Origin of the sequence: Martinezella rhizogenes (assembly GCF_000799715.1) — a bacterium.
GTDB classification, from domain to species: domain Bacteria; phylum Pseudomonadota; class Alphaproteobacteria; order Rhizobiales; family Rhizobiaceae; genus Rhizobium; species Rhizobium rhizogenes_C.
Genome location: NZ_JUHG01000015.1, coordinates 61,679 through 85,249 on the forward strand (window position 1 = coordinate 61,679; position 23,571 = coordinate 85,249).

Consider the following 23,571-nt stretch of genomic DNA (forward strand, 5'->3'; position numbering starts at 1 on the left):
TCGACAATCTATTGCGATAAGGCTAGCTTCTTTTCTGAAATATGCAATTCATTTTTTATAGTGGAAAACCTTGGGAGTGAGGAATGACGCAGATCCAGGTGAGCTTCGGCGATTGCGATCCCGCAGGAATCGCATTTTATCCGAATATTTTCAGATGGTTGGACAAGGCATTTCACGACTGGCTGCGACCCAGAGGCGGTCACGCTGATCTGTGTGCAAGACTCGACGCCATCGGCATTGGCCTGATCGAAGCCAAAGCACAATTTCGACGACCAATCGTGGACGGCGACACGCTCGTGGTTGACCTCACCGTGAAGGAGTGGGGACGAAAAACGGTGACTTTGGAGTACGAAGGTCGCGTTGACGGCGTGCTTGCTTTTCAAGCGCAGGAAATCAGGGGGCTTTTCAAGCGCAACAACGGTGATACTTTCGCCGCAGAAATTATGGCGCTTGAGGAGCTAGTGAAAACAGTTGGCGAAACGTGAGGGCGAAGCCCGGCAGAGTATTGGCATCCAGTCGCTTGATGCCGCATTGAGATTGTTGAATACCGTGATCGAATATCAGGAGCCTGTGACGTTATCGGAGCTTGCCCGGACATGTCGGATGCCGCCGAGCAAGGTCCACCGGTATCTTTCGTCCTTCCTCAAGGCGGGACTTATCGCCCAGACCGGACGTTCCGGGAGATATCTGCTTGGTCCAGGCGCCTTACAGTTGGGACTCGCGGCTATCGGCCGTCACGACTTTGTGAATTTCGCCGCGGATGGCCTGGCTGATTTATGCGCCGATACCGGCATGACCGCCCTTCTTTGCGTCTGGGGCAATGGCGGTGCGACGGTTGTCAGATGGGAACGGGCAGTCTCCCCGACGGTGACCTCTATGGGCCTGGGCACGACCCTTCCATTGCTGAACTCAGCGTCCGGTCGTGCCTTCCTGGCATGGGCGCCCTCGGCTTCCATCAAGTCGGCGCGTGATGCCGAATTGCGCCGCGTAAAGAAAAATCCCTCAATTGCGCCGGATCTGGTTCCCACCGCCGAAGGGATCGTCCTCCTGGCGAAGAAAACGCGTGAACTCGGCTATGCGTCTGTGGAAGGCAAGTTTATTCCCGGGCTGGTAGCGATAGCTGCTCCAATTCTTGATTGGCAATTCGAGGCACAGGCCGTGGTCACATTGATTGGGACGGATACGGAAGCAATCAAACCAGATTCGATGCCTGTGCGACGGCTGATTGAGTTCTGCAAGGAGAAATCGGTGGTGCCTCCCGACAAGGCTCAAACGGGGTAATGCGCAAGCCGCCGAGCATGCTCCGGCCTTTTTCGTTGAGCGCAACAACGATCAGTCTTGGTCGACCTCGCTGACGAACCGCTTGATCACGTCTACGAGGCGCTTCTCATCTTCTCGATGCGGCACATGTCCGACGTCCGCCATGATATGTACCCTGCCCCGATCCTCTGAAATCCGTTTGGGATGTTCCAACGAGCCGTATTCGTCCCGGTCCCCGTGGATAGCGAGCACAGGACACTTGATCTCGGCAAGGGTGGCGTCGAGGCTCCAGTTTCTGAATTCGGGCGCAAGCCAGGTCTTCGTCCATGCATCCACGACCCACTCAGCCTTGTCGCCATGAGATCTGGCAAGCTTGGCCCTGATTTCAGGTGACCGCATGTCCCGTTCTGCTGATGTCACGCCTTCGATCGTCCTTGCTTCCACGAATGCTTGCGCAGAAATGGTCACGACAGCGGAGACACTGTTCTGGAGCCAGGCGGCTGTCTCGATCGCCATGCCGCCACCGACGCTGTGCCCGCACACGATAAATTTCGAGATCTTCAAGTGAGCAAGCACTTGCGGGACGACGAGCCTTGCCTCTTCTTGAATGAATGCCAGTCCCAACTTACCCGGATGGGCGTCGGACCGCCCGAATCCAATGCGGTCATATGCAACCACACATCGGCCGGTGGCGGAAGCAAGACGCGACGGGAAACTCCGCCACAAGGCTACACACCCAAGCGAGTCATGCAGCAGCAGGATTGGAGGCGCCTCGCAATTCCCATTTTCCGGCATCCACGTTTTTGTGAAAATACGAGCTTGGTCGAGTTCAACCCACTGCTCCTCCTCTTCGACCGTCACTGCATCGGATTGGGACATCGAAAGTCGCTCTTTCGTTTCTTTTAAGTCAACTTGTTCCCGGAGCAGGACCAATGGAATCGCGGCGGACCAGCCCGGTCTTTACCTGCCTGCGAAGCAGGGGACCGTCGGTGTCGAGTGACGTGGCAATCTCGACGACGGCACGCGCTATCGATTCATAGGGTTGCGCAATTGAGGTGAGGGCAGGGGCTAGAAAGCGAGCAAGCGAATCGTCATAGCCAACCAAGGAGCAGTCGTGCGGGATTCTGACGCCTCGCTCGTAAAGCGCCTGAAGAATTCCCGCGGCAAGAATATCCGACCCTGCAATGATCGCTGTCACCGGGAGCACGCCTCCCGCGCCCAGCAATTGGTTCGCGAGTTCATAGCCAGGAAGGCGCTCGTCAGTTGCCGGGGGAACGTAGTCTCCGAGCAGGATTGGACACTCGCCAACATCGAGCCCCATTTCAGACGCGACCGCAAGAAACGTTTCCGCTCTCTCACGCTCGGTCAACGTCGGGGCAATCAAGCGATTGTTTCCAAGGTCGTTGCCGCCAAGAAAGGCGACCCGCCTATGCCCACCGGCGACGAGATCCGACAATGCCTCCTGAAGTCCGGGACGCGGATTTATGGTCACGAGATGGGTTTGGGGGACAACTTCTCTTTCGATCTGAATAATGGGGATGCCGTTTTCCACAATGGGCGTAAAGTTGCCGGGGTTAAATACGTGACACGCGACAACCGCCTCGACCTGATGTTCCAGGAACTGCCGCACACCGTCCGCCTCGGTTTCGGCCGAATGACTGTGGTTGACCGTGAGCATGGAGTAGCCTGCCGACCTCGCCGTTGTCCGCAACGCGTGAGACAACTTGGCAAAAAATGGATTCTCGCGCGCAGACGACAGCACAAGCCCGAGGGTGAAGCTGCGCTGGGTGCGCAAGGAACGCGCTTGCAGGTTTGGGCGATAACTTAGCGTTTCGACCGCTGCCAGAACCCGTGTGCGGTTCTCTTTACTGACATATCCATTGCCGTGGACCACCCGTGCTGCCGTCGTCGGTGAGACGTTGGCCACGCGAGCCACGTCCGCCATCGTCGGCTTTCCATTTTGCATTTGTCTTCTCCAATTCCGGATTTTTCCACTTGCATGAAAGATTGAGAGATGCAATGTGGTGACGTCACCATATGGGAATAATGACCCATACAGGAGAGTGGTGACGTCACCACATGAAATTTTTTACCCTGAACTGATGGGTAGGCGTTGGTCGTGGCATCGGGGGTGCAAGGAGGTATCTGCACGCCCAATCGGAGGAGAACAAATGAACTTCAGAGCAAAGGGCCTTGCGGCCCTGACCGTTGTTGCGTGCCTTCTAAGCGTCGGTGCCGCGCAAGCCCAGACACCCATCGAGCTCCAGTTCTGGGATCAGAACTGGGGGCCCGCGGAATATCCCGTTCGGGCATCCGCCCTGGTCGACGAATTCAATAAAAGCCAAAACGAGATCCGGGTGACCTATCGGTCCGTGCCTTGGACCAGTTGGTACGAGACATATGTCACCGCCGTCGCATCCGGTTCTGCGCCCGACATTTCGACCGGAGCCGCGTTCCAGGCGGCGCAGTTCTTCTCGATGGACGCGATCTACCCGGTTGACGAACTGGTCGACGCCATGAAGGCGGATGGCACGCTTGCGGATTTCGATCCTGCATCAATGGAAGCGGTACGGTACGACGGCCACTATGTCGCGCTTCCCTGGGCGATCGATATCCGCGCCTTGCACTACCGCAAGGATATACTCGAGGCTAAAGGCGTTCCAGTACCAAAGACCTGGGACGAGCTTCGCGCAGCCGCGAAGGCTGTCACCGGCAACGGGACATACGGCCTGGTTTCCTCCGGCGATCCGTCCGGCATGCATTGGACGCTGGCCGCGATGATCAATAATGGTGGTGGCTTGTTCGATCGGGATCGCAAGCCGGCGCTGACCTCTGCCAGATCCATCGAGGCCCTTTCTTTTCTTTCGGCGCTTGTGGCCGATGGGTCAGTCAACCCGGCATCCGCCGGTTACACCAGCGACGACGCACGCGGCGCGTTTCTCGCCGGCAAGGCGGCCTTTCTCCTTTCAAACCCTAACATAGGAGCAAGCGCGGGGGACCAAGCCGAAAAGATCGGTGTGGTGCCGCCCCTAGCGGGCCCCCACGGCGACAAGGGGACGATCGCGTGGGTCAACAACATCATGATCTACAAGCAAACCAAGCATCCGAAGGAAACTATGAAGTTCCTCAGGTGGTGGTCGGAACATGAGTTGCCTCTGTTTACGGAAGGGCATGCCTACCCCATGCCGGCGCGCCTGTCTTTTCAGAATGACCGGTTCTTCACCAGCGAACCACATGTTCGGCAGGTGATCGAACAATATCTTCCGGTCGCCAAGGGGATGGCATTCACGGCCAGCGGCACCTTCCCCGAGCTGAACGAGATCGACGGCGACGGCTTCCTGATGAGTATGGTTCAGCAGATCTGGCAGGGGGTACCTACCGCGGACGCCGTTGCGCCGGCACAGGCTCACCTCGAAGAGATCATGGCCAAATGACCACTTACCTTTCTGCTGCCCCCGTTGCGACGGCCGGTGTCGTGCGAAGAAGCGTTCGACGCCTGGCAACGCCTGAACTGCGAACCACCGTGCTGCTGCTGGCGCCGTCGGTCATCCTCATCCTCATCGTCATAGCCTGGCCGATGGCGAAGGGCCTGTGGTTTAGTTTCACCGACGGTTCCCTTTTGAAACCCGGGCATTTCATCGGCTGGGACAACTACGTCAAACTGTCCCAGAGCCCGGCGTTCTGGCATTCGCTCAGGTTTTCACTCCTCTTTGCAATTTGCAATATCATCGGCTGCTATGGTCTGGGATTGGGTCTGGCGCTGCTTCTGCATCAGGACTTTCCGGGACGGAATGCTCTGCGAGTGGTGTTCCTACTGCCCTGGATCGTACCGTCGCTTGTCGCCATCGTGTCGTGGCGCTGGTTGATGAATGATGAGCACGCGCTTTTCAATCAGATCATCACTCTGTTCGGTGGCAATCCCGTCTTCTTTCTCTCGAATAGCAACTGGGCGGTCGTCATGGTCATCTTGATCAAGATCTGGCGCTCATTCCCTTTCATGCTCCTCTCTATTCTCGCCGCGCTCCAGACAATCGACCGGACGCTCTATGAGGCCGCCGAAATCGATGGAGCAACCTCATGGCAGTCATTCTGGCACGTCACCATGCCCGCGATCCGGGGGATATCGGTCGTCCTTTGTCTCTTGATGACAATCTGGACCGTCAACGATTTTGATACCCCCTGGTTGCTGGCGCAAGGTGGTCCAGCCAACGCCACAGAGAATCTGGTCGTCCTCGCCTATCGATACACATTCGCGCGGAACGACGTCGGCATGGGAGCCACGGTAAGCTTCGTCACGCTCGCTATCCTCATGACGATCTTCATCGCCGTTCTTTGGCTACAGAGGGGGAAGCGTTGATGGCAAAGACAACGACCAACCGCTGGGGGCTGACGGTTCTGATGTGCGGGCTTGGCATCCTAGTGAACCTGCCGATCATACTGATGATGCTGAATTCACTCCAGCCGACCCAGGCGATCTTGGCGCGGGAGCATTTCATCCCGCCTGATCCAAACCTCGACAACTACCGCAAACTGCTGTTGACCACTCCCTATCTGACCTATCTCAAGAACTCGCTCATAACGGCGGCGGGTTCGACGGTCTTCTCGTTGACCTGCGCGGTCTTTGCCGGATACGCCCTGTCGCGCTTTCGCAACCGGCTCATGGATATCTACGCGACAGGCCTGTTCGCGGTGCAGATGTTCCCGATCATTCTCGCGCTCATCCCGCTTTTCCTGTTGTTTCGGCCTCTTGGCCTCATCGATCATCCGCTTTCCGTCATCATCGTCTACGCGGTGCTCAATCTGCCCTTTGTCACATGGATGGCCCGGAGCTATTTCGATACGATTCCGCGTGAGCTCGAAGAGGCCGCGCTGATCGATGGTTGCAGCCATTTCGGCGCCTTCTTCAAGGTCGTCCTTCCTCTGTCGGGCCCCGGGCTCGCGGCGGTGTCGATCTTCGCTTTCCTGCTGGCATACAACGAGTTTTTCGTCGCCAACGTATTCTTGCGCTCTACCCAGGCGATGACTCTTCCAGTTGGCATCCAGATGTTTCTTCAACAATTCTCCACGGATTGGGGCGGGCTGACGTCAGCGGCGACACTGACCATGATTCCGACCCTGATCCTTTTCCTTTTTGTCCAGAAATACATCACCCACGGCGCCATTGCAGGGGGTGTGAAGGGATGAGAAAGGCGACATCCATGACAGTGCTCAATATCGGGATTATCGGCTGCGGCGAAGCCACCCAGATCCTCCATATACCGACATTGAAACAACTCAACGACCACTTCGTGATCGGCGCCGTGCACGATGCGTCCCCATCGGTAACAACGCAGCTCTCTGCTTCGTTACCCGGCACCAAGGCATATGCGGATATGGAGGCGTTGCTGAGCGACGAGACCATCGACGCCGTTCTCGTCGCCGGGCCGAATGCGCTGCATGCATCCCATGCCATTTCGGCAATGCGTTCGGGAAAGCACGTGCTGATAGAAAAGCCGATGTGCATGACATTGGCTGAAGCGGACGCCATCGCTGAAGAACAGATCAAGACAGATCGGATCGTCCAGGTTGGTTACATGCGCCGGCACGCGGCGGCATTTGAAAAGGCTGTCGAACTGATTGCTCCACTCCTCGGAACCATCAATTTTGCACGCGTCCACGACGTTATCGGCCCCAATTCCGCGTTCATCGAACCGACATCAAAGGTGATAAGGGGCGACGATGTCCCCTTGGATGTCAAGGCGGCCAACGCGGCCGCCGATGCGCGAGCCATTCGTTCCATGGTTGGCACCGACGAAGGACCGCGCGCATTTGTCTACAAGCTGCTTTTGGGGCTGTCCTCCCATGACGTCTCCGCGATGCGGGAAATGCTGGGCATGCCGAAAGCCGTTCTATCTGCCCATTTTCGGCGCGAGGGTTGGTTCGTGACCATCCAATTCGATTACGGGGATTTCATATGCCAGTTTGAAACCGGTATCGATCGGATCGCCCGTTTCGGTGCACATATTGAAGTCTATACGCCTGAAAAGATGGTGCGGGTCGACTATGACACTCCTTACATACGCCACCAACCCGCAACGCTGACGGTCACTTCGGCGGACGGTCCCCATGGTGTGACCGTTTCTCGGGGGCATAGCAGCCGGCAAGATAGTTTCGTTGCGGAATGGCGGCGGTTCCATGCGGCGATCACGCAGGGCGCGACCATCAAGACCGATGTCGTCGACGCACGTCTCGATCTGGAACTCTTTGCGCAGATCATGCAGAAACTCGGGGGGTAAGATGGCTTCAGTCACTGTCTCAGACGTCGTCAAGGAATACGGCAGTTTCCGCGTCATGCACGGCGTCAATCTCGAAATCCAGGATGGCGAGTTCGTCATCCTCGTCGGCCCGTCCGGCTGTGGAAAATCGACGCTCCTTCGCATGATTGCCGGGCTTGAACCGATCTCCGGTGGTGCCGTCGACATTGGCGGTCGGGTCGTCAACGACGTCGCGCCGAAGGATCGAAACATCGCCATGGTCTTTCAATCCTACGCGCTCTATCCGCATAAGACCGTGGCCGAAAACATGGGCTTCTCCCTGAAGCTATCGGGCCGTCCGAAGGCGGAGATCGAGGCAAAGGTTCGCTCGGCGGCCGAAATCCTCAACCTTTCCGATCTTCTTGATCGATATCCCAAGGCACTGTCCGGCGGACAGCGACAACGGGTGGCGATGGGGCGCGCCATCGTGCGCGACCCCCAGGTTTTTCTCTTCGACGAGCCGCTTTCGAACCTTGACGCCAAGCTGCGCGTGCAGATGCGAACGGAAATCAAGGCTCTTCATAAACGACTGAAGACCACGACCATCTACGTCACCCATGATCAAGTCGAAGCAATGACGATGGCCGATCGGATTGTGGTCATGAACGGTGGACGCATTGAACAGGTCGGAGCGCCGCTTCATCTCTATGATTATCCCGCCAACCTATTCGTCGCCGGCTTTCTCGGCTCGCCCGCGATGAATCTGCTTGCGGGCCGGGCCGAAGGCACGCGCTTCATAACGAAAGGCGGCGTTTCCTTCGACCTGCCTGAGCGCATAGCAGCGATCGCGCAAGGACGGGATCTTCTGGCCGGAATCCGCCCCGAGCACATCGTTCTTTCCGATGGCGGCATGAAAGGCCGCATCATCGTCGATGAACCGACGGGGGCCGAGACGGTGCTTGCACTGTCCCTGGGGTCTGAAACGATCCACGCCTCCTTCCGTGAGCGCTTGTCGATCGGCGCCAACGAAACCCTCGGCATCTCCTTTCCCAAAGACAGTATCCATGTCTTTGATCCGTCCACGGGTATCCGCCTTACACATTGAGGATAACATGCACACTCTCGTACAGCTTTTCTCGGCCCGCGATTTTCTGCCGTGGGAGAACGTGCTCGACCAGATTGCCCATCTTGGCTTCAACGGCGTGGAGGGTTTTTTCCAGAACTTCGAAGATCCCGAGGGCTTCCGTGCAGCACTTGATGCCCGCGGCCTGAAAATGCCGCAGGCCCATGTCCCCCTCCAATTGCTCGAAGGCGATTTCGACCAAGCGGTCGAGATTGCACGCAAGCTGGGCGTCCAAACGTTGATTGGGCCCTGGTTGCCGCCAGATGAACGACCCTCCACCTTAGTCGGCTGGCAGGCGCTGGGAATCCGCCTGAACGAGATCGAAAACAAACTGCGGCAGCTCGGATTGCGCTTCGCCTGGCACAATCACGATTTCGAAATGGTGACGCTGAGCGACGGTGCGGTACCGATGGAGATTCTTCTCGAACAGGCGCCAGGGATGGACTGGGAAGCCGACATTGGCTGGATCCTGCGTGCGGGACTCGATCCGATTGCATGGCTGACGAAATGGTCGGGGCGCATTGTCTCGGTTCATCTCAAAGATCTCCAGCCGAACTTTGCCACGGCACCGGAGGGCGGCTGGGCCGATCTTGGCCACGGCACGTCAGATTGGCGTCCAATCTTCGCGACGCTGTCCACACTTCCGCGCCTCGCGGTCCATGTCGCCGAACACGATGCACCGACTGATCTCGGCCGGTTCCTTTCGCGGTGGAAGACAGCGCACGAAAGGCTGAGTTCGTTTAAGGCCGGCAATCTCTTCGAGGGATATACGCATGTGACGCTCATGGTCCGCGACATCGAGAAGGAGCTCGATTTCTACACTCGTATCATCGGCCTGCCGGAGATGTTTCGATTGCTCCGCGACGACGGTTCGCTTTTCATCGTCTATCTGAGACTGAACGATCGGCAATATCTCGAGCTTTTCCCATGGGGCGTCGGAGACGAGCCAGCTGCCCCTAACGCGCGCGGTATGCATCACATGTGCCTCGAGGTCGCGGATCTCGACTACACCGTCACCACTCTGATGCAACGAGGGGCGACGATGAGCCAATGGCGCTCCGACGCGACCGCACTGGACGAGGTCGAGGGGCCGGCAATAAGGGTTGGCCTCGATGGCAATCGGCAGTCCTGGATGAAGGACCCGGAGGGAAACCGCATCGAGCTCATGGAAATGGCGACTGATAGTATGCAGTATCAAGCCATTGCGCGCTTACGCCGATTGTAGAAGTACCGCCTTTGCGGGTGCGCGCAATCTCAGGCACCCGCGCCCTACCGGAATTCGCCACAAGACGGGCTTACTCAGTGTCGGTGGTCCCGCAGCTGCTGCAGCCTCGAGCGAAGCTATAGTCATCGCCCATTTCACATCACGGTGCTCGGCACGACCATTGCGCAGGCCGGTGATCGCGGGCGGAATGCCGTTGCGTTGAGATTTTGCAGCAGTCTTAAGAGCCTTGTAATGCTGCGGCAATTGTTCGCCGGCACTGTCAGCGCCAGGATATACCATGGTGGGGACCAGAAGACGGGGCGCAACAGCTATAAGCTGTATCAATTCTCCTGTTCGTTGGATCAATCGCCACTGGTGACAGATGGGTCAACCTGGTTCCCAGGTTTGCGCCTTCCGTTCCGCTGCGAGGAAAGAATGAGCTTTTCTTTCGCCGATCAAAGTTAGGAGTATGATTTGCTGATCCAAAATATTCGACATCGTCAGGAAAACGGATGTCACACGACGGCGTCGAAAGGCCTCCCGGCCTCCTTTGAAACCAAAAGAACACGTAAGATTGGAGCTCAGATCACGGCATTGGCCGCTGCCTGGGTACTCTTTCCGCTAACCACCCTTGCGGCGGACCTTGGAGCAAGCGATGCGCCGATCGCCCCTTCCGAGCAATTCGATACCGGACAGTACGGCGGTTTTCGAGGCAAGCTTCACGACTGGAACGTGACGATGGGCGCCGGGGCAATCTACATGCCGGAATATGAAGGGTCGGACAAATTTGAAATTAAGCCCTTTCCCATTTTCTCCGCCGATTTCGGGGAGAGGGTCCATGTCAACGTCGAGGGCGTCACCGTTGACCTTTTTGAGCGGGACGGCTTCCGCGTCGGCGTGACAGGCGGATATGATCTCGGCCGCAAAGAGGATGATTCTCACTACCTGCGGGGCTTGGGCGATATCGAGGCCGGCGGCGTTGTTGGTGGGATCGTCAGCTACGAAAAAGGGCCGTTCGAGGTGTATGCGACACTGGACAAGACGATCGGCGGCAGCGAGGGGTTGACCGGCACCTTTGGGGCCAAAGCCTCTCATCGATATGAACGCTTCATTTTTTCCGCCGAAGCATCCGCGACCTGGGCAGATGACAAATATATGGCCGCATATTTCGGTGTGACCCCAGATCAATCTGCCCGTTCTGGCTTGGCGCAATACGACGCAAAGGCGGGGATCAAGCGCGTCGATCTGAAGGGATCGGTAACCTACATGCTGACGCAGAGCTGGTTGGTCACTGGTGCTACCGGTGTTGGTTTCCTGATGGGGGATGCGAAGGACAGCCCAATTGTTAAAAACGACGTCCAGCCATTTGCGATGCTGGGAGTGGGATACCGGTTCTGACACCGTTAAGATGGCGCGCTCAGGATCTGGGCGCGCCAACCCAAGCATACGGTAGAGAACCTCGATGCTGCTTAAATGGAACAGCATCAATGTCCGTCTGAGGAGCGCTCATTCGGCCCATCATTCATCGGGCGCATCCAACCGGACATTCGACAACTGAAGCCAGGGCGGATTGTCTGCGTACATTTCACGAATGAGCTGTTTGATCTGCTCGATCCTGCCGTTGGCCTCGTTGCTGCGATAGCTCATGATAATGGGTGAGGTCGCCTGTTCGTCGGCGATCATGCGGTAGCAGACGTCGTCAGGGCGCTGACGCTGGGAGGCAGCGGGAATGACGCAGATGCCGGTACCGGCGGCGACCATTCCGAGCGCTGTCTGGATTTCGCGAACCTCCTCGACATGGGCGAAACCGATACTGAGTTCACCGAACAAATTGAGGATTTCGTCGGCGAAACTCGGCCTGGGTGTCGATGGGTAGACGATCAAGGATTCACCCTGCAATTCGCTGAGCATTATGGAATCCTTCGCCGCCGATTTCGGGTGCCCCTTTGGGAAGGCGACGACCAATCTCTCTTCGCGCAGGGTCAGGCGCTCAACTTCCCTGTCGTTGAACCGAACCCTTCCGAAGCCAAGGTCGATCTGCCTCTCCTTGAGGGCGGTGACCTGCTCGGTCGACATCATCTCCCTGATCTCGATGTCCAGATCCGGCCAGCGCTCGCGCATCCGGCGGACGAGATCCGGTGTGCCGCCGTAGAGCGTCGAGCCTACACAGCCAATGATGTAGCGCTCGCGCTTCGATAAGCCGATCTTGCGTGTCTGCTCACGCACGTGCTCGGTCCGCGCGATGATCTGTGCAGCCTGCTCGTAGAGGAAGCGCCCCGCCTCGGTGAGATAGAGGGGGCGGCTCGAACGGTCGATGAGCAACACGCCCAGCTCTTCCTCCAACTGCTGGATCTGTCGGCTGAGGGGCGGCTGAGCGATGTGCAGGATTTCAGCTGCACGCGAGAAGTTTCGCTCACGAGCGACGGCGAGGAAATAGCGTAACTGCCGCAACTCCATGATTATACCTCCAAGGTATCGAATCCAACTTTTATAGTTTTGGACGAATTTCAAACAGAACGATAGCGTCCCTGCAATCAGCGGAGGAAGAGCGGTGTCTGCGGAAAGCCGGATCTCGACGATCGAGACCATTATACTCGATTTGCCCACCATACGGCCGCATCGCCTGTCGATGGTCACCATGAGCCGGCAGAGCATGACGATCGTCCGTGTTCGCTGTTCCGATGGTGTTGAGGGTCTGGGTGAGGGGACAACCATCGGCGGTCTCGCCTATGGTCCGGAAAGTCCCGAAGGCATGAAGCTGACGATCGACACCTATATCGCGCCGCTTTTGATCGGCCGGGATGCCACGCGCGTTCAATTGGCAATGGATGCCGTTGCCAAGGCGGTCAAGGGTAATCATTTCGCAAAATGCGCGGTCGAGGCCGCCTTGCTCGATTGCCATGCGCGACGCCTCGGCCTGCCGTTGTCGGAATTGCTCGGAGGTCGGCGTCGCGACAGCCTGCCGATCGCCTGGACGCTTGCTTCTGGCGACACGGCCAAAGACGTCGACGAGGCTCAGGCAATGATCGATCGGCGTCGCCACAAGGACTTCAAGCTGAAGATCGGCGTCAAGTCGATCGACGAGGATATTCGTCACGTGGCTGCAATCCGCAAGGCACTGCCGGACATGGCGTCCATCCGCGTCGATGTGAACATGGCTTGGCGGGAGCGAGAGGCGCGCAAGGCAATCTCGGCGCTCGCTGACGTCGGTTGCGTGCTCGTCGAACAGCCAGTGCAGGGCATCGCGGAGCTTGCCCGCCTGACACGCGCATCTCCGATCGCTATCATGGCGGACGAGGTCCTGGTGGGGCCTGAAAGCGCACTCGAGGCGGTCAACGCTCGGGCTGCCGACGTTTTCTCCATCAAGATCGAGCAAGCGGGAGGCCTTTTTGCCGCCGCCAAGGTGATCGCGATCGCCGAGACTGCCGGCGTCAGCATCTATGGTGGCACCATGCTGGAAGGGCCGATCGGCACGATTGCCGCGTCCCATCTCATGGCGGGCGTCAAGGATCTGGAATGGGGCACGGAGTTCTTCGGTCCATTGCTTTTGACCGAGGAGATACTGGAGGAGCCGCTGCGCTTTGACAACTTCGAGCTGCAGCTGCCGAGCGGCCCAGGCCTCGGGGTGATGCTATGCGAAAGCGCTGTCGAGCGCTTTCGCAGGGACGGCAAGCCTTCCTCGACTTTGCGTGTGGTGGGGTGAGGCGATGCTTTTTCATGTCGAGATGACGGTCAATCTGCCACACGATCTTCCAGCAGATGTCGCGGTGGAGCTCAAGGCTACCGAGCGAGAACGGGCGCAGGAGCTGCAGCGGTCCGGCACGTGGCGCCATCTTTGGCGCATCGCCGGCCGGTATGCGAATGTCAGCATTTTCGATGTCAGCGGGCCGGCCGAGTTGCACGAGATTTTGTCAACCTTACCGCTGTTTCCCTTCATGGATGTCAAGGTCGTGCCGCTCTGTCGGCATCCTTCGTCGATCCATGACGACGACGACTGAGAAAGCATGTTCCCGCCAGGGAGAGGCGAGGACCAATGATGACGGACGGCGCAAGGCGGCCGTCCATGCCAAAGGAGGATGTCATGGCAAAGAATCTTATCGACAGGATCGTCATTCACGACCTGGCGCGTCGCGCCAGCGGAATTGATGTGGAAGGCGGCGACCGACGATTGAAGGAGGTCGTCAACCGCCTTCTGGCGGATCTGTTCCAGGCAATCGACGATCTCGACATCAGCATGAACGAGGTTTGGAATGCTGTCGCCTATCTCGGTGCTGCTGGCCGCAGCAACGAACTTGGTCTAATTGCGCCTGGCATCGGGCTCGAACATTTCCTCGATCTCAGACTCGATGAAGAAGAGCGGCGCGCGGGGCTTGCCGGGGGTACCTCGCGCACAATCGAAGGTCCGCTCTATATCGCCGGAGCGCCAAAATCAGCCGGGTTTGCCCGCCTTGACGACGGGTCAGATAAGGGCGAGGCGCTTTTCATGCAGGGCCAAGTTCGCGACCAGGAGGGTAGACCGGTCGCTGGCGCGATTGTCGACGTGTGGCATGCCGATACTCGCGGAAACTATTCACATTTCGATCCTGACCAGGCGGCGTATAACCTCCGCCGCCGCATCGTTACCGACGACGATGGCCGCTATCGCTTCCGCAGCATCATGCCGAGCGGCTATTCCACCCCTCCGGGCGGCAACACCGAGAAGCTCCTCTTTGCTGTCGGTCGCCATGGCAATCGACCGGCTCATATCCACTTCTTCATCGAGGCGAAGGGTTTCCGCCATCTGACGACCCAGATCAACATCGAGGACGATCCCTATCTCTTCGATGATTTCGCGTTCGGCACGCGCGAGGATCTGATCCCGCCGATTACACGCATCAACGACCCAAGGCTGATGGCTGAGAACCAGGTGCAGGAACCGTATGCCTCGATCGACTTCGACTTTGTCCTGATACCGGCCGTCGAGGGAGTGGCAGATACGATTGTCGAGCGCGAGCGCGCTCAGGCAGCCTGAGGCCGCTTGGTAAAATCCGCGGAGTGCAGCTGTGCCTGCACTCCCGTTTCAAGGAGGGAGAAACCATGCTGGACGTCACCGTCGATCCCCGTGTCGAAAACAGGCTCGAAGCTTCGGTTGTCGAGGACAGCATTGCTGGCACCTATCGCTGCCGCCGGGACATCTTTACCGATCCAGACCTGTTCGAACTGGAAATGAAGCATATCTGGGAGGGCAACTGGATCTATCTCGCCCATGAGAGCCAGGTCCCAAACCCGAACGACTTCCTGACCGGCTTTATCGGCCGTCAGCCGATCGTGATCTCGCGCGACAAGAACGGCGAGCTGCATTGCTTCCTGAATGCCTGTTCGCATCGCGGCGCCATGGTCTGCCGTCACAGGCGCGGGAACAAGTCGACCTATACATGCCCCTTTCACGGCTGGTCGTTCTCCAACACGGGCAAGCTGTTGAAAGCGAAGGAGCCGAATGGCGCCGGATACCCGGAGCAATTCAATAAGAACGGTTCGCATGATCTGACCAAAGTCGCGCGTTTTGAAAATTATCGCGGCTTCCTGTTTGCGAGCCTGAATGCGGACGTGCTGCCCCTGGAGGAGCATCTGGGCGAGGCGAGCAAGATCATCGACATGGTAGTCGATCAATCGCCAGATGGGCTCGAGGTGCTGCGGGGCAGCTCAACTTATGTCTACGACGGAAACTGGAAGCTGCAGACGGAAAATGGTGCCGACGGCTATCACGTTTCTTCCGTCCACTGGAACTATGCCGCAACCACCCAGCATCGCAAGGAAGCAATTGCGGCCGCCAACAAGGAAGACATGACCCGCGCCATGGATGCCGGCGGCTGGGCCAAGCAGGGGGGCGGCTTCTATTCCTTCGATCATGGCCATCTTCTGCTTTGGACACGGTGGGCCAATCCGGAGGATCGTCCACTGTATGAGCGACGTGCCGAGCTGACCGAAAAATTCGGCCAGGCTTGGGCGGATTGGATGATTGAGCGCTCACGCAATCTCTGCCTCTATCCGAACGTCTACCTAATGGATCAGTTCTCGTCGCAGATCCGCGTGTATCGTCCGATTGCCGTTGACAAGACCGAGGTGACGATCTTTTGCATCGCCCCCAAGGGCGAGAGCGCGCAGGCGCGGGCGCGCCGCATCCGTCAATATGAGGACTTCTTCAACGCCAGTGGCATGGCGACACCAGATGATCTCGAGGAGTTCCGCTCCTGCCAGATCGGCTATCAGGCACGCCATGCGCAATGGAACGACCTCAGCCGCGGCGCCACGCACTGGATTGAGGGGCCCGACGAGGGTGCGGCCGCGATCGGCCTCAAGCCGATCCTGTCAGGCGCCAAGACCGAAGACGAGGGGCTGTTTGTCGTCCAGCACAGTTACTGGAAGAAGGCCTTGCAGAAAGCCATCGGGCGCGACCCGACGAGCTGAGCAACAGCAACGAATTGCGCAAGTGCGCTTTAGGGCCACGCTTGCCTGGGAAATTACCCGCTCGAGGATGCGGGAGGAGAAACTATGACTATTTCACGCCAAGAGGTCGAAGAATTCCTTTATCGCGAGGCCCGCTATCTGGACGACCGCGACTGGGACAACTGGCTCGCACTCTATGCTCCGAATGTAGAGTTCTGGATGCCTGCCTGGGATGACGACGACCGCCTGACGGAAGATCCACAGACCGAAATCTCGTTGATGTATTACCCCAGCAAACAAGGGCTGGAGGATCGCATCTTCCGCATCCGCACCGATCGGTCCAGCGCCACCAGCCTGCCCGAGCCGCGCACGCTGCACCACATTTCGAATGTCGAGATCTTGACGCAGAGCGATGACAAGCTCGAGATCCGCTTCAACTGGACGACCCAGAACTTTCGCTACAAGACGACGGATACGCATTACGGCGTGAACGTCTACACGCTGGATGTCTCCGGCGGTCAGATGTTGATTTCGCGCAAAAAGATCGTGCTCGTCAACGACTACATCCACCACGTCATCGACATTTACCACGTCTGATCGGGGAGGGGGAAACCATGCCGAGAATAGCCCTGAATTTCGAGGATGGCGTAACCCGTTTCCTCGATTGCGGCGCCAACGAAGTGCTTGTCGATGCAGCCTATCGCGCACGGCTCAACATTCCCATGGACTGCCGCGATGGCGTTTGCGGCACATGCAAGTGCAAAGTCGAAGCAGGCTCCTTCGAGCTTGGCGATTACATCGAGGACGCCCTTTCCAATGACGAGCGCGAGCAGGGCTTTGTCCTGACTTGCCAGATGCGACCGAAGAGCGATTGCGTGATTTCCGTGCCGGCCACCTCCGCCATGTGCAAGAGCGGCCCGGCGGAATATGGCGCAGTGCTTGCGGAGGTGCGGCTATTGTCCGAAACCACCATCGGCTTTTCCGTGGCGCTCGATGAGCCCGAAGCCTTGAACTTTCTGCCGGGGCAATATGTTCAGGTTTCCGTCCCGGAGACCCAAGCCAGCCGCGCCTATTCCTTCTCGTCGATCCTGTCTGATGGCCGGGTGGAATTCCTGGTTCGTAACATTCCGGGCGGCCTGATGTCGGGCTATCTGTCGGATCGTGCCAGGCCGGGTGATCACCTGACGATCAAGGGTCCATCAGGTGCCTTCTATCTGCGCGAAATTGCTCGTCCGACGCTGTTCCTCGCCGGCGGCACGGGTCTCGCGCCTTTCCTCGCGATGCTCGGACACCTGGCCGAGGGTGGTAGGATCGCTCCCCCAATCCGCCTGCTCTATGGCGTGACGCGCGATGTCGACCGCGTGGAAGTAGAAAAATTGAGAGCCTTTACCGAAACCATTCCGGGCTTCAGCTTCGACGTTTGCGTGTCCGACCCGGAAAGCGCCGCGTCGATGAAGGGCTTTGTCACCGACCATTTCGGTGCCGATGACCTCAATGGCGGCGACTGCGATGTCTATCTTTGCGGTCCACCGCTCATGGTGGAGGCGGTACGCAGGCATTTCGACACGATCGGCGTCAAACCGGCCGTCTTCCACTACGAGAAGTTCAATCCGTCGGAGACCGCGCAATGAACCGCGGGCGTTTTATCGGCAAGGTGATGGCGGTGACAGGCGCGGCCCAGGGCATCGGTCACGAAGTCGCCATTCGCGCCGCACGGGAAGGGGCCGAAGTGGCGCTCGTCGATCGGTCTGAACTGGTTTATGAGGCGGCGGCCGAGATCACGGCTTCCGGCGGCAAGGCATTCGCCATCACGGCCGATCTTGAGAGCTGGAGCGGAGCTGAAACGGCCATCGCCGCGGCCCATGACCGGGCAGGCAGCCTCGACATCCTCGTCAACAATGTCGGCGGCGCGATCTGGATGCGCCCTTATGAAGCCTTCAGCGAGGAGCAGATTGCAGCGGAGATCAAACGGTCCCTTTACCCGACCATGTGGTGTTGCCGCGCGGCTCTGCCGATCATGATCGCGGCCGGTCAAGGGGTGATCGTCAATGTTTCATCGATCGCCACGCGCGGCATCAACCGCGTACCCTATTCAGCCGCCAAGGGGGCGGTAAATGCGCTCACAGTGTCACTCGCCATGGAAAACGCCACGCGCGGCATTCGGGTGAACGCGGTCGCGCCCGGCGGCACCGAAGCGCCCGCCCGGCGCGTTCCACGCAACGCGCAAGAGCAATCCGAGGACGACCGCCGCTGGATGGCCGAGGTCGTCGCGCAAACCAAGCAATCGAGCTTCATGAAGCGATATGGGACGCTGGAAGAACAGGCGCAGGCGATCCTGTTCATGGCGTCCGATGAGGCATCCTACCTCACGGGCACGATCCTGCCCGTCGGAGGCGGTGATAGCGGCTGACTTACCATTTCCAATGGCCGGTGCGCAGAACCGGTTCGACATTCAATCGGCGAACGGCAGCGTGACAATCCCGCTCTGTGCCCCCACAAGACCAATGGGTGCCAAGCGGGCTTCGTCAGGGGCAGCGAGAACGACAGTTCCATCAGGCCTTGCTCGATCGCGGCTCGAACGGCCGTAGCGTTGTTTGAACGAGGGATGGATTGAATAGTTGGACAGGATCCGTGGCCGCCGCTCTATGGAGAGCGAACAGCACTGGCTGAGAAGCGGTCAAGCCGGTTTCGAGCCGCTTGGGCGAGACATGGCGTTCGTTCGGAAGGGCCAGTCGTGGCGCACGCTCGGCACGCCGTCATACGGTCAGGTGAGATTTGGTGAGAGGGCCGGGCGGTGCCTTTGTGACAAATGCCAGGACAACGAGCCCGGCTGCGGCAGCCCAGAATGTAACCCAGAAGCCATCGATGAAGGACAAAACATTTGCCTGCCGTTGGACGGCCTGGCCAAGAATACCTGTGCCGCGAAGTTGAGCAGTGGCCTGCCCAAGAGGAGCGAGGCGCCTCGTCAGGCCTGAAAGCGCTGCGACGGGGAGGTCACCGCCCTTCTCCACGTTCAATCCGATGAGAAACGAGTATAGTTGTTCGCGCTTGCGAAGGAATGTTGTCATCAGGGCCTGTGCGGTCTCGGTGCCGAGCAGGCGAACGACCTGGATGTAGGCGGCAAGGGCCGTTGCATTGCGCGGGCTTGCATTGCCGATTGTCAGGACGATGATCGGCAGGAATGTCAGAATATGGCCGGCCCCCTGAAGCACGCACATCGTGCGAAAATTATCGCCGCTCCAGTCGCCCGTCAGGCCCGTTCCCAAAAGTGCCGCCGACGCGAAGCAGGATAGTCCGATGAGAAGGACCCATCGACCGTCTATCCGGTGCATCGCCCAAACCGCCATGGGCGTCAGCATGAACAGGGGAATACAGCACCAGATAACAAGGGTTTGACCAATCTGTTCGGGACGAAGCTGCGGCAAAGTGGAGAGGTAGTTCGATATAAGGCTGGTGTTCGAAAGTGCACTGAGCAAATACAGAAGCGCGATCGACAGAAGCAAAGCGATGTTGCGCGCACCCACGACCCGGAAGTTCGCCCATGGCTTTTTGACAACGGCCTCATTCACGAAAAACGCCACTATGAGCACACATCCGCCGACAATAGCCGCCGTGACAAAGCCGTTTTCGAACCAGTCCAGCCGATTGCCTTGATCTATGGCGACGAAAAGCAACCCCAGACCGAAACCAAGCAAAAGCATTCCTCCCCAGTCGGCATCATGTACAAGATCCTGGTCGACCTCCTCATGCGGAGCACCAAACAGGGCCAGAATGGCCATGACGGGAGCAAGAGCAACATCCTGCCAGTAGAGGTATTGCCAGCCCAGGTGCTGAACGTAGAAATCCAAGAGGGCGGTCCCGGCATTCGCCGTGAATGCCGATCTGAACGCGTAGATCGCGATCGCCGAGACCCACCATCTGACCGGAAGGTTCCGAAAGATGATCAGCAGGGTAGCCGGGACGAAGACACCAAGTAGCGTGCCGTGTATTACGTGCAGAAGTGCCAGAAGTTCGAACTGTCGAACGAATGGGATGGCGAGAGACAGCAAGGCATACAGCAGGGCGGGGATGACCGTCACGCGCCGTACCCCGAAGGTTGCGGCCAACCATGCCACGCAAGGGGCAAGCACGATCTGCGGTGCAGTTGAGAGTGTGTTCAGCCAAGCTGACTCATCGACACCCAATCCAAAGGCAGCTCTAAGATCGACCAATCCGATCCCGAAAAGGCGGCTATGGAAGCCGACAATAAATGGGCCAAGGAGAACGGCACAAACCGCCAGGATCGGGTGATGCGTCGGGCGCGCCGTTCCTCGCGGCGGCAACCGAAGAATATTGCGCATCGGTCATTCTCCCGCGACGTGGACGGAAACGACGGCAGACATGCCGGGGCGCAATTGCCCAAGGTCGATGTTTTTGTCGAAATCAATCCGAACCGGCACGCGCTGCACGACTTTGGTAAAATTCCCCGTCGCGTTGTCCGCCGGAAGCAGCGCGAATTGTGATCCTGCACCTGGGGAGAGGCGGCTGAGCCGGCCCTTGAACGTCTGATCCGGAAGAGCGTCGACGGTCAACGTCACCGGTTGCTGCTCTTTCATCCTCGAAAGCTGCGTTTCCTTGAAATTGGCGATGACATAGACTTGGGGCAGGGGAATGATGGTGATGGCATTGGATCCAACGGTGACATAGTCGCCCACATGAACCTGCCGTTCGCTGACCACGCCGTCGAACGGAGCCGTAATTTTGGTGTAGTCTACGGACAAGTCTGCGGTCTGCAACTGCGCCTTTGCCGAATCAACGTTCGCCACGAGTTGCGGCTCTTGACCCGTGATAACCTCCAATTGAGCTTTGGCCGAGTTAACGGCTGCATCAGCCGCCTCGGCTGTTGCAGTGGTCGATCTTGCCTGGGTCTGAGCCTGATCGTTCTTTTGTTGGGTGCCGCTACCCGATCTCAGCAGGGCGGCCTGCCGATCCGCCTCCTGCTTGGCGAGTGCGGCATTTTCGTCGGCGACCGTCTTTTGGGCTTCTGCTTGCCTTATAGCGGCCCTTTGAAGCTCTTTTTGGTTTGCAAGGTTCACCAACTGCGCGACGGCATAATCGAGTGCAGCCCGGGCTTGCATCTGCTTGGCGCGATAATCCGCCGGCTCAATCTCAACCAGCAACTGGCCCTTCTTCACCCTATCAAAATCATCGACAGCCACTCTACTGACGTTGCCTGCCACACGAGCGCTCAGACGGCTAAGCTCGGCTCTGATATAGGCGTTGTCCGTGGTCTGCACGTTCGCACCCGCTTGCCAGAGATCCCAACGCGCCGAACTGATCGCGACCAGCACACCAACGACACCGACGACCGCCATGGGAACGAAGAGCTTGCTGTAGCCCCGCGTCCGCGCTGAGGATTGCTTTTCATTGTCGGTTTGAACTGCGTGTTGGAGCGGGAGTGGTGGCGTCTGGTGAAGCATTTGTGTCGTCCTTTCGAGCGACAAATTGCATAACCTCGTCTATCATTGCCAATAGCTTTTGCTTCGTTATTAATCAGTGGAAATGATCAGATGGATGTAGCAAACAGTCGGCGCACGGCGATCGAGCTCAGGCATTTCCGGTATTTCACCGTGCTTGCAGAGGAACTCCATTTCAGCCGGGCGGCAGACCGGCTACATATTGTGCAACCGGCGTTGACGGCACAGATCAAGGCCCTTGAGGAAATCCTAGGCGCGCAACTGCTTGCCCGCACCAAGCGGCGCGTTGAGTTGACCGAGGCGGGACGTCAGTTTTTGAAAGAAAGTTACCTGACGCTGTCTCAGGTAGATACCGCAGTGCGCACAACAAGGGACGTGGCGCGGGGTGCGGTCGGACGACTTCGGATAGGCTACGGGGCAAATGCCGCCGTTGCAGGTATTATGCAGTCGTCGATACGCAGGTTTCAGGCGAGCTGGCCAGACGTTGCCATCAGCCTCGAAGAGATGGCCAGCAGTGAGGTCATCGCAGCACTGCGACTTGACGAGTTGGACGTGGGTTACGCGGCGGCAACGAAGGTCATCGAATATAATGACATTGCCGTAAAACGTATTGGCACCTGGCCATGGCTTTTGGCCGTCTCCGGAGACCATCGATTCACGTCGTTGCAATCTGTGTCCGTCGAAGACATATCTGCCGAGAGCCTGGCTGTATATGCGGAGGCGGGAGCGCACCTGGACATTTCCAGCGTCATGGCGGCTGTTCCGGATCTCGTGTCCGAACATGTTCGTCAAAGTAGTCACATCATGTCGCTGATGACCTATGTGGCATCAGGCCTTGCCGTCGCATTCGTTCCCGAGCCGATCGGCCGATTGGCCTTCCCAGGCATTAAATTTGTCAAGGTCGCCGGAGCAATTCCCCCGATGGAAATGAACCTGATATGGCCGGCCGCAGTCCGCTCCCCCATCGTCGCCAACTTCCTTGCCTCGTTGGAAGAGTAGCTGGACGGCACTCAAATCGTAACCGTAGTTGTTCGCAGTCTGGCGCGGAAAAAGGCAAATCGAATTGTTGCGGTTTCACCAACGCGGATTGGCGACCAGCATTTCAAGCCTGAAAAATCGCCATGAAGCGCATCCTGGATCGTTCGATATGGTCGCGCATCGCGTTTTCGGCGGCGACCGGATCCCTGTTTTTGATAGCAGCTATGATGAAGGCGTGTTCGTTGTTTGCGTCGCTGGTTGCGCGTGCATGGAAATACAGGCGGAAGAGATGGACATGGATGTGCAGGCGCGCAAGCGTTTCATGGACGAGCGCGTTGCCGCTTCCAAGGGCTATCAGGTCATGAAACCGTCCGTCGCTTTGCGCGAACTCACCATAGGCCAGCCTTGAATCTTCGTGCCTTATCGATCGCATCTCGGCATCTATGGCCTCAAGCTCGGCCACGGCGTCATCTGACATCAGTTCGGCTGCTCGTGCCGCGGCAAATGGCTCTAAAAGCAGACGAATCTCGTAGTGCTGCTGCAGCTTCGGCTTGTCCAGCTGCGGTGCGGCACTATAGCCTATCAGGTGGGTTTTGTTCACCAGTCCCTGCGCCTCAAGGCGGGACATCGCCTCGCGGATCGGTGTCTGCGAGACGCCAAGTTCCCGCACGAGATTGTCGACAGCTATCCTGCCGCCGGGCGGGATCTTCAGCGACATGAGCTGCGCGTAGATCACATTGTAGACCTCGTCTCCGAGCCGCTGCGGGCGCCGCAATATAGCCGTTTCTCCGAAGCCCCGGTTTTTCGAGTCTTTTGTCATTTCTAGATTCGCTCCTTGACGCCCCCATTTCTTAGCAGCATAGTGGCCGCACAGCAATCATATATCCGATC

General features: G+C 58.2%; 23 protein-coding genes. 17 read left to right on the forward strand and 6 right to left on the reverse strand.

The window, feature by feature from the left end; translation table 11 throughout:
* Nucleotides 1-83 precede the first annotated feature (83 nt).
* Both EX00_RS20440 and EX00_RS20445 read left to right on the forward strand, forming a co-directional pair.
* The gene (locus EX00_RS20440; RefSeq protein WP_034482514.1) at nucleotides 84-485 is read left to right on the forward strand and encodes an acyl-CoA thioesterase; all 402 of its coding nucleotides are present in this window, start codon (nucleotides 84-86) and stop codon (nucleotides 483-485) included.
* Nucleotides 472-1,281: an IclR family transcriptional regulator gene (locus tag EX00_RS20445; RefSeq protein ID WP_034482513.1), complete on the forward strand. Its 810-nt coding sequence runs from the start codon at nucleotides 472-474 to the stop codon at nucleotides 1,279-1,281. Before EX00_RS20440 ends, EX00_RS20445 begins: the two co-directional genes overlap by 14 nt.
* A gap of 51 nt (nucleotides 1,282-1,332) precedes the next feature.
* Here EX00_RS20445 and EX00_RS20450 read toward each other — a convergent pair whose 3' ends face one another.
* On the reverse strand, nucleotides 1,333-2,139 hold the full coding sequence (locus tag EX00_RS20450; RefSeq protein ID WP_047462002.1) for an alpha/beta fold hydrolase: 807 nt from the start codon (nucleotides 2,137-2,139) through the stop codon (nucleotides 1,333-1,335).
* Nucleotides 2,140-2,167: 28 nt separating this feature from the next.
* Nucleotides 2,168-3,226 (reverse strand): LacI family DNA-binding transcriptional regulator, encoded by a 1,059-nt coding sequence (locus EX00_RS20455; RefSeq protein ID WP_047462005.1) that lies wholly within the window; start codon nucleotides 3,224-3,226, stop codon nucleotides 2,168-2,170.
* 205 nt (nucleotides 3,227-3,431) lie between these two features.
* On the opposite strand from EX00_RS20455, the gene EX00_RS20460 reads away from it, so the two are divergent.
* From EX00_RS20460 to EX00_RS20490, 7 genes are all read left to right on the forward strand, one after another.
* Nucleotides 3,432-4,694 (forward strand): ABC transporter substrate-binding protein, encoded by a 1,263-nt coding sequence (locus EX00_RS20460; protein ID WP_047462008.1) that lies wholly within the window; start codon nucleotides 3,432-3,434, stop codon nucleotides 4,692-4,694.
* Nucleotides 4,691-5,617, forward strand: a complete 927-nt coding sequence (locus tag EX00_RS20465; protein WP_047462012.1) for a carbohydrate ABC transporter permease — start codon at nucleotides 4,691-4,693, stop codon at nucleotides 5,615-5,617. The genes EX00_RS20460 and EX00_RS20465 overlap by 4 nt, the downstream gene beginning before the upstream one ends.
* A complete protein-coding gene (locus tag EX00_RS20470; protein WP_047462016.1) occupies nucleotides 5,617-6,444 on the forward strand; it encodes a carbohydrate ABC transporter permease in 828 nt (275 codons plus the stop codon). The genes EX00_RS20465 and EX00_RS20470 overlap by 1 nt, the downstream gene beginning before the upstream one ends.
* 14 nt (nucleotides 6,445-6,458) lie before the next feature.
* Nucleotides 6,459-7,535, forward strand: coding sequence for a Gfo/Idh/MocA family protein (locus tag EX00_RS20475; protein WP_052210823.1), 1,077 nt, complete (start codon nucleotides 6,459-6,461; stop codon nucleotides 7,533-7,535).
* Between the two features lies 1 nt (nucleotide 7,536).
* Nucleotides 7,537-8,598, forward strand: coding sequence for an ABC transporter ATP-binding protein (locus EX00_RS20480; RefSeq protein ID WP_047462019.1), 1,062 nt, complete (start codon nucleotides 7,537-7,539; stop codon nucleotides 8,596-8,598).
* Nucleotides 8,558-9,841 (forward strand): VOC family protein, encoded by a 1,284-nt coding sequence (locus EX00_RS30830; RefSeq protein WP_080761286.1) that lies wholly within the window; start codon nucleotides 8,558-8,560, stop codon nucleotides 9,839-9,841. The genes EX00_RS20480 and EX00_RS30830 overlap by 41 nt, the downstream gene beginning before the upstream one ends.
* Nucleotides 9,842-10,294: 453 nt before the next feature.
* Entirely contained in the window at nucleotides 10,295-11,218 is a 924-nt protein-coding gene (locus tag EX00_RS20490; protein ID WP_234709065.1) for a MipA/OmpV family protein, read from the forward strand.
* Nucleotides 11,219-11,338: 120 nt separating this feature from the next.
* On the opposite strand, the gene EX00_RS20495 is transcribed toward EX00_RS20490, so the two are convergent.
* Entirely contained in the window at nucleotides 11,339-12,277 is a 939-nt protein-coding gene (locus EX00_RS20495) for a LysR family transcriptional regulator (protein ID WP_047462022.1), read from the reverse strand.
* Nucleotides 12,278-12,371: 94 nt separating this feature from the next.
* Between EX00_RS20495 and EX00_RS20500 the strand changes: the two genes are divergently transcribed.
* The 7 genes from EX00_RS20500 to EX00_RS20530 all read left to right on the forward strand — a co-directional run bounded on the left by EX00_RS20500 (nucleotide 12,372) and on the right by EX00_RS20530 (nucleotide 18,656).
* Nucleotides 12,372-13,523 carry a muconate/chloromuconate family cycloisomerase gene (locus EX00_RS20500; protein ID WP_047462024.1) on the forward strand — a complete coding sequence of 384 codons (1,152 nt, stop codon included), beginning with the start codon at nucleotides 12,372-12,374 and terminating at the stop codon, nucleotides 13,521-13,523.
* A gap of 4 nt (nucleotides 13,524-13,527) precedes the next feature.
* Nucleotides 13,528-13,818, forward strand: a complete 291-nt coding sequence (catC, locus tag EX00_RS20505; RefSeq protein ID WP_047462026.1) for a muconolactone Delta-isomerase — start codon at nucleotides 13,528-13,530, stop codon at nucleotides 13,816-13,818.
* Between the two features lie 83 nt (nucleotides 13,819-13,901).
* Entirely contained in the window at nucleotides 13,902-14,831 is a 930-nt protein-coding gene (gene catA, locus EX00_RS20510) for a catechol 1,2-dioxygenase (RefSeq protein WP_047462822.1), read from the forward strand.
* 65 nt (nucleotides 14,832-14,896) lie between these two features.
* Nucleotides 14,897-16,267, forward strand: a complete 1,371-nt coding sequence (gene benA, locus EX00_RS20515) for a benzoate 1,2-dioxygenase large subunit (RefSeq protein ID WP_047462029.1) — start codon at nucleotides 14,897-14,899, stop codon at nucleotides 16,265-16,267.
* An 84-nt stretch (nucleotides 16,268-16,351) separates the two neighbouring features.
* Complete coding sequence (gene benB, locus EX00_RS20520; RefSeq protein ID WP_034482505.1) at nucleotides 16,352-16,843, forward strand: benzoate 1,2-dioxygenase small subunit; 492 nt, start codon at nucleotides 16,352-16,354, stop codon at nucleotides 16,841-16,843.
* A 17-nt stretch (nucleotides 16,844-16,860) separates the two neighbouring features.
* Nucleotides 16,861-17,877, forward strand: a complete 1,017-nt coding sequence (benC, locus tag EX00_RS20525; protein ID WP_047462032.1) for a benzoate 1,2-dioxygenase electron transfer component BenC — start codon at nucleotides 16,861-16,863, stop codon at nucleotides 17,875-17,877.
* Nucleotides 17,874-18,656: a 1,6-dihydroxycyclohexa-2,4-diene-1-carboxylate dehydrogenase gene (locus EX00_RS20530; protein WP_047462035.1), complete on the forward strand. Its 783-nt coding sequence runs from the start codon at nucleotides 17,874-17,876 to the stop codon at nucleotides 18,654-18,656. The genes benC and EX00_RS20530 overlap by 4 nt, the downstream gene beginning before the upstream one ends.
* A 346-nt stretch (nucleotides 18,657-19,002) precedes the next feature.
* Here EX00_RS20530 and EX00_RS20535 read toward each other — a convergent pair whose 3' ends face one another.
* Together EX00_RS20535 and EX00_RS20540 are read right to left on the reverse strand one after the other, a co-directional pair.
* On the reverse strand, nucleotides 19,003-20,586 hold the full coding sequence (locus tag EX00_RS20535) for an MFS transporter (RefSeq protein ID WP_047462038.1): 1,584 nt from the start codon (nucleotides 20,584-20,586) through the stop codon (nucleotides 19,003-19,005).
* Nucleotides 20,587-20,589: 3 nt separating this feature from the next.
* Nucleotides 20,590-21,705 (reverse strand): HlyD family secretion protein, encoded by a 1,116-nt coding sequence (locus tag EX00_RS20540; RefSeq protein ID WP_047462039.1) that lies wholly within the window; start codon nucleotides 21,703-21,705, stop codon nucleotides 20,590-20,592.
* A gap of 90 nt (nucleotides 21,706-21,795) precedes the next feature.
* Here EX00_RS20540 and EX00_RS20545 point away from each other — a divergent pair, with 90 nt between their 5' ends.
* Nucleotides 21,796-22,701 (forward strand): LysR substrate-binding domain-containing protein, encoded by a 906-nt coding sequence (locus EX00_RS20545; protein ID WP_052210825.1) that lies wholly within the window; start codon nucleotides 21,796-21,798, stop codon nucleotides 22,699-22,701.
* A gap of 103 nt (nucleotides 22,702-22,804) precedes the next feature.
* Here EX00_RS20545 and EX00_RS20550 read toward each other — a convergent pair whose 3' ends face one another.
* Nucleotides 22,805-23,557 (reverse strand): GntR family transcriptional regulator, encoded by a 753-nt coding sequence (locus EX00_RS20550; protein WP_234709066.1) that lies wholly within the window; start codon nucleotides 23,555-23,557, stop codon nucleotides 22,805-22,807.
* Between the last annotated feature and the right edge of the window lie 14 nt (nucleotides 23,558-23,571).

Coding starts and splice junctions, on each gene's coding strand:
- EX00_RS20535 (WP_047462038.1), bottom strand. CDS start 20,586: ATGCGCAATATTCTTCGGTTGCCGCCGCGAGGAACGGCGCGCCCGACG.
- EX00_RS20540 (WP_047462039.1), bottom strand. CDS start 21,705: ATGCTTCACCAGACGCCACCACTCCCGCTCCAACACGCAGTTCAAACC.
- EX00_RS20455 (WP_047462005.1), bottom strand. CDS start 3,226: ATGCAAAATGGAAAGCCGACGATGGCGGACGTGGCTCGCGTGGCCAAC.
- EX00_RS20465 (WP_047462012.1), top strand. CDS start 4,691: ATGACCACTTACCTTTCTGCTGCCCCCGTTGCGACGGCCGGTGTCGTG.
- EX00_RS20530 (WP_047462035.1), top strand. CDS start 17,874: ATGAACCGCGGGCGTTTTATCGGCAAGGTGATGGCGGTGACAGGCGCG.
- EX00_RS20440 (WP_034482514.1), top strand. CDS start 84: ATGACGCAGATCCAGGTGAGCTTCGGCGATTGCGATCCCGCAGGAATC.
- EX00_RS20475 (WP_052210823.1), top strand. CDS start 6,459: ATGACAGTGCTCAATATCGGGATTATCGGCTGCGGCGAAGCCACCCAG.
- EX00_RS20450 (WP_047462002.1), bottom strand. CDS start 2,139: ATGTCCCAATCCGATGCAGTGACGGTCGAAGAGGAGGAGCAGTGGGTT.
- benC (WP_047462032.1), top strand. CDS start 16,861: ATGCCGAGAATAGCCCTGAATTTCGAGGATGGCGTAACCCGTTTCCTC.
- EX00_RS20460 (WP_047462008.1), top strand. CDS start 3,432: ATGAACTTCAGAGCAAAGGGCCTTGCGGCCCTGACCGTTGTTGCGTGC.
- catC (WP_047462026.1), top strand. CDS start 13,528: ATGCTTTTTCATGTCGAGATGACGGTCAATCTGCCACACGATCTTCCA.
- EX00_RS20495 (WP_047462022.1), bottom strand. CDS start 12,277: ATGGAGTTGCGGCAGTTACGCTATTTCCTCGCCGTCGCTCGTGAGCGA.
- EX00_RS20545 (WP_052210825.1), top strand. CDS start 21,796: ATGGATGTAGCAAACAGTCGGCGCACGGCGATCGAGCTCAGGCATTTC.
- benA (WP_047462029.1), top strand. CDS start 14,897: ATGCTGGACGTCACCGTCGATCCCCGTGTCGAAAACAGGCTCGAAGCT.
- EX00_RS20480 (WP_047462019.1), top strand. CDS start 7,537: ATGGCTTCAGTCACTGTCTCAGACGTCGTCAAGGAATACGGCAGTTTC.
- catA (WP_047462822.1), top strand. CDS start 13,902: ATGGCAAAGAATCTTATCGACAGGATCGTCATTCACGACCTGGCGCGT.
- benB (WP_034482505.1), top strand. CDS start 16,352: ATGACTATTTCACGCCAAGAGGTCGAAGAATTCCTTTATCGCGAGGCC.
- EX00_RS30830 (WP_080761286.1), top strand. CDS start 8,558: ATGTCTTTGATCCGTCCACGGGTATCCGCCTTACACATTGAGGATAAC.
- EX00_RS20470 (WP_047462016.1), top strand. CDS start 5,617: ATGGCAAAGACAACGACCAACCGCTGGGGGCTGACGGTTCTGATGTGC.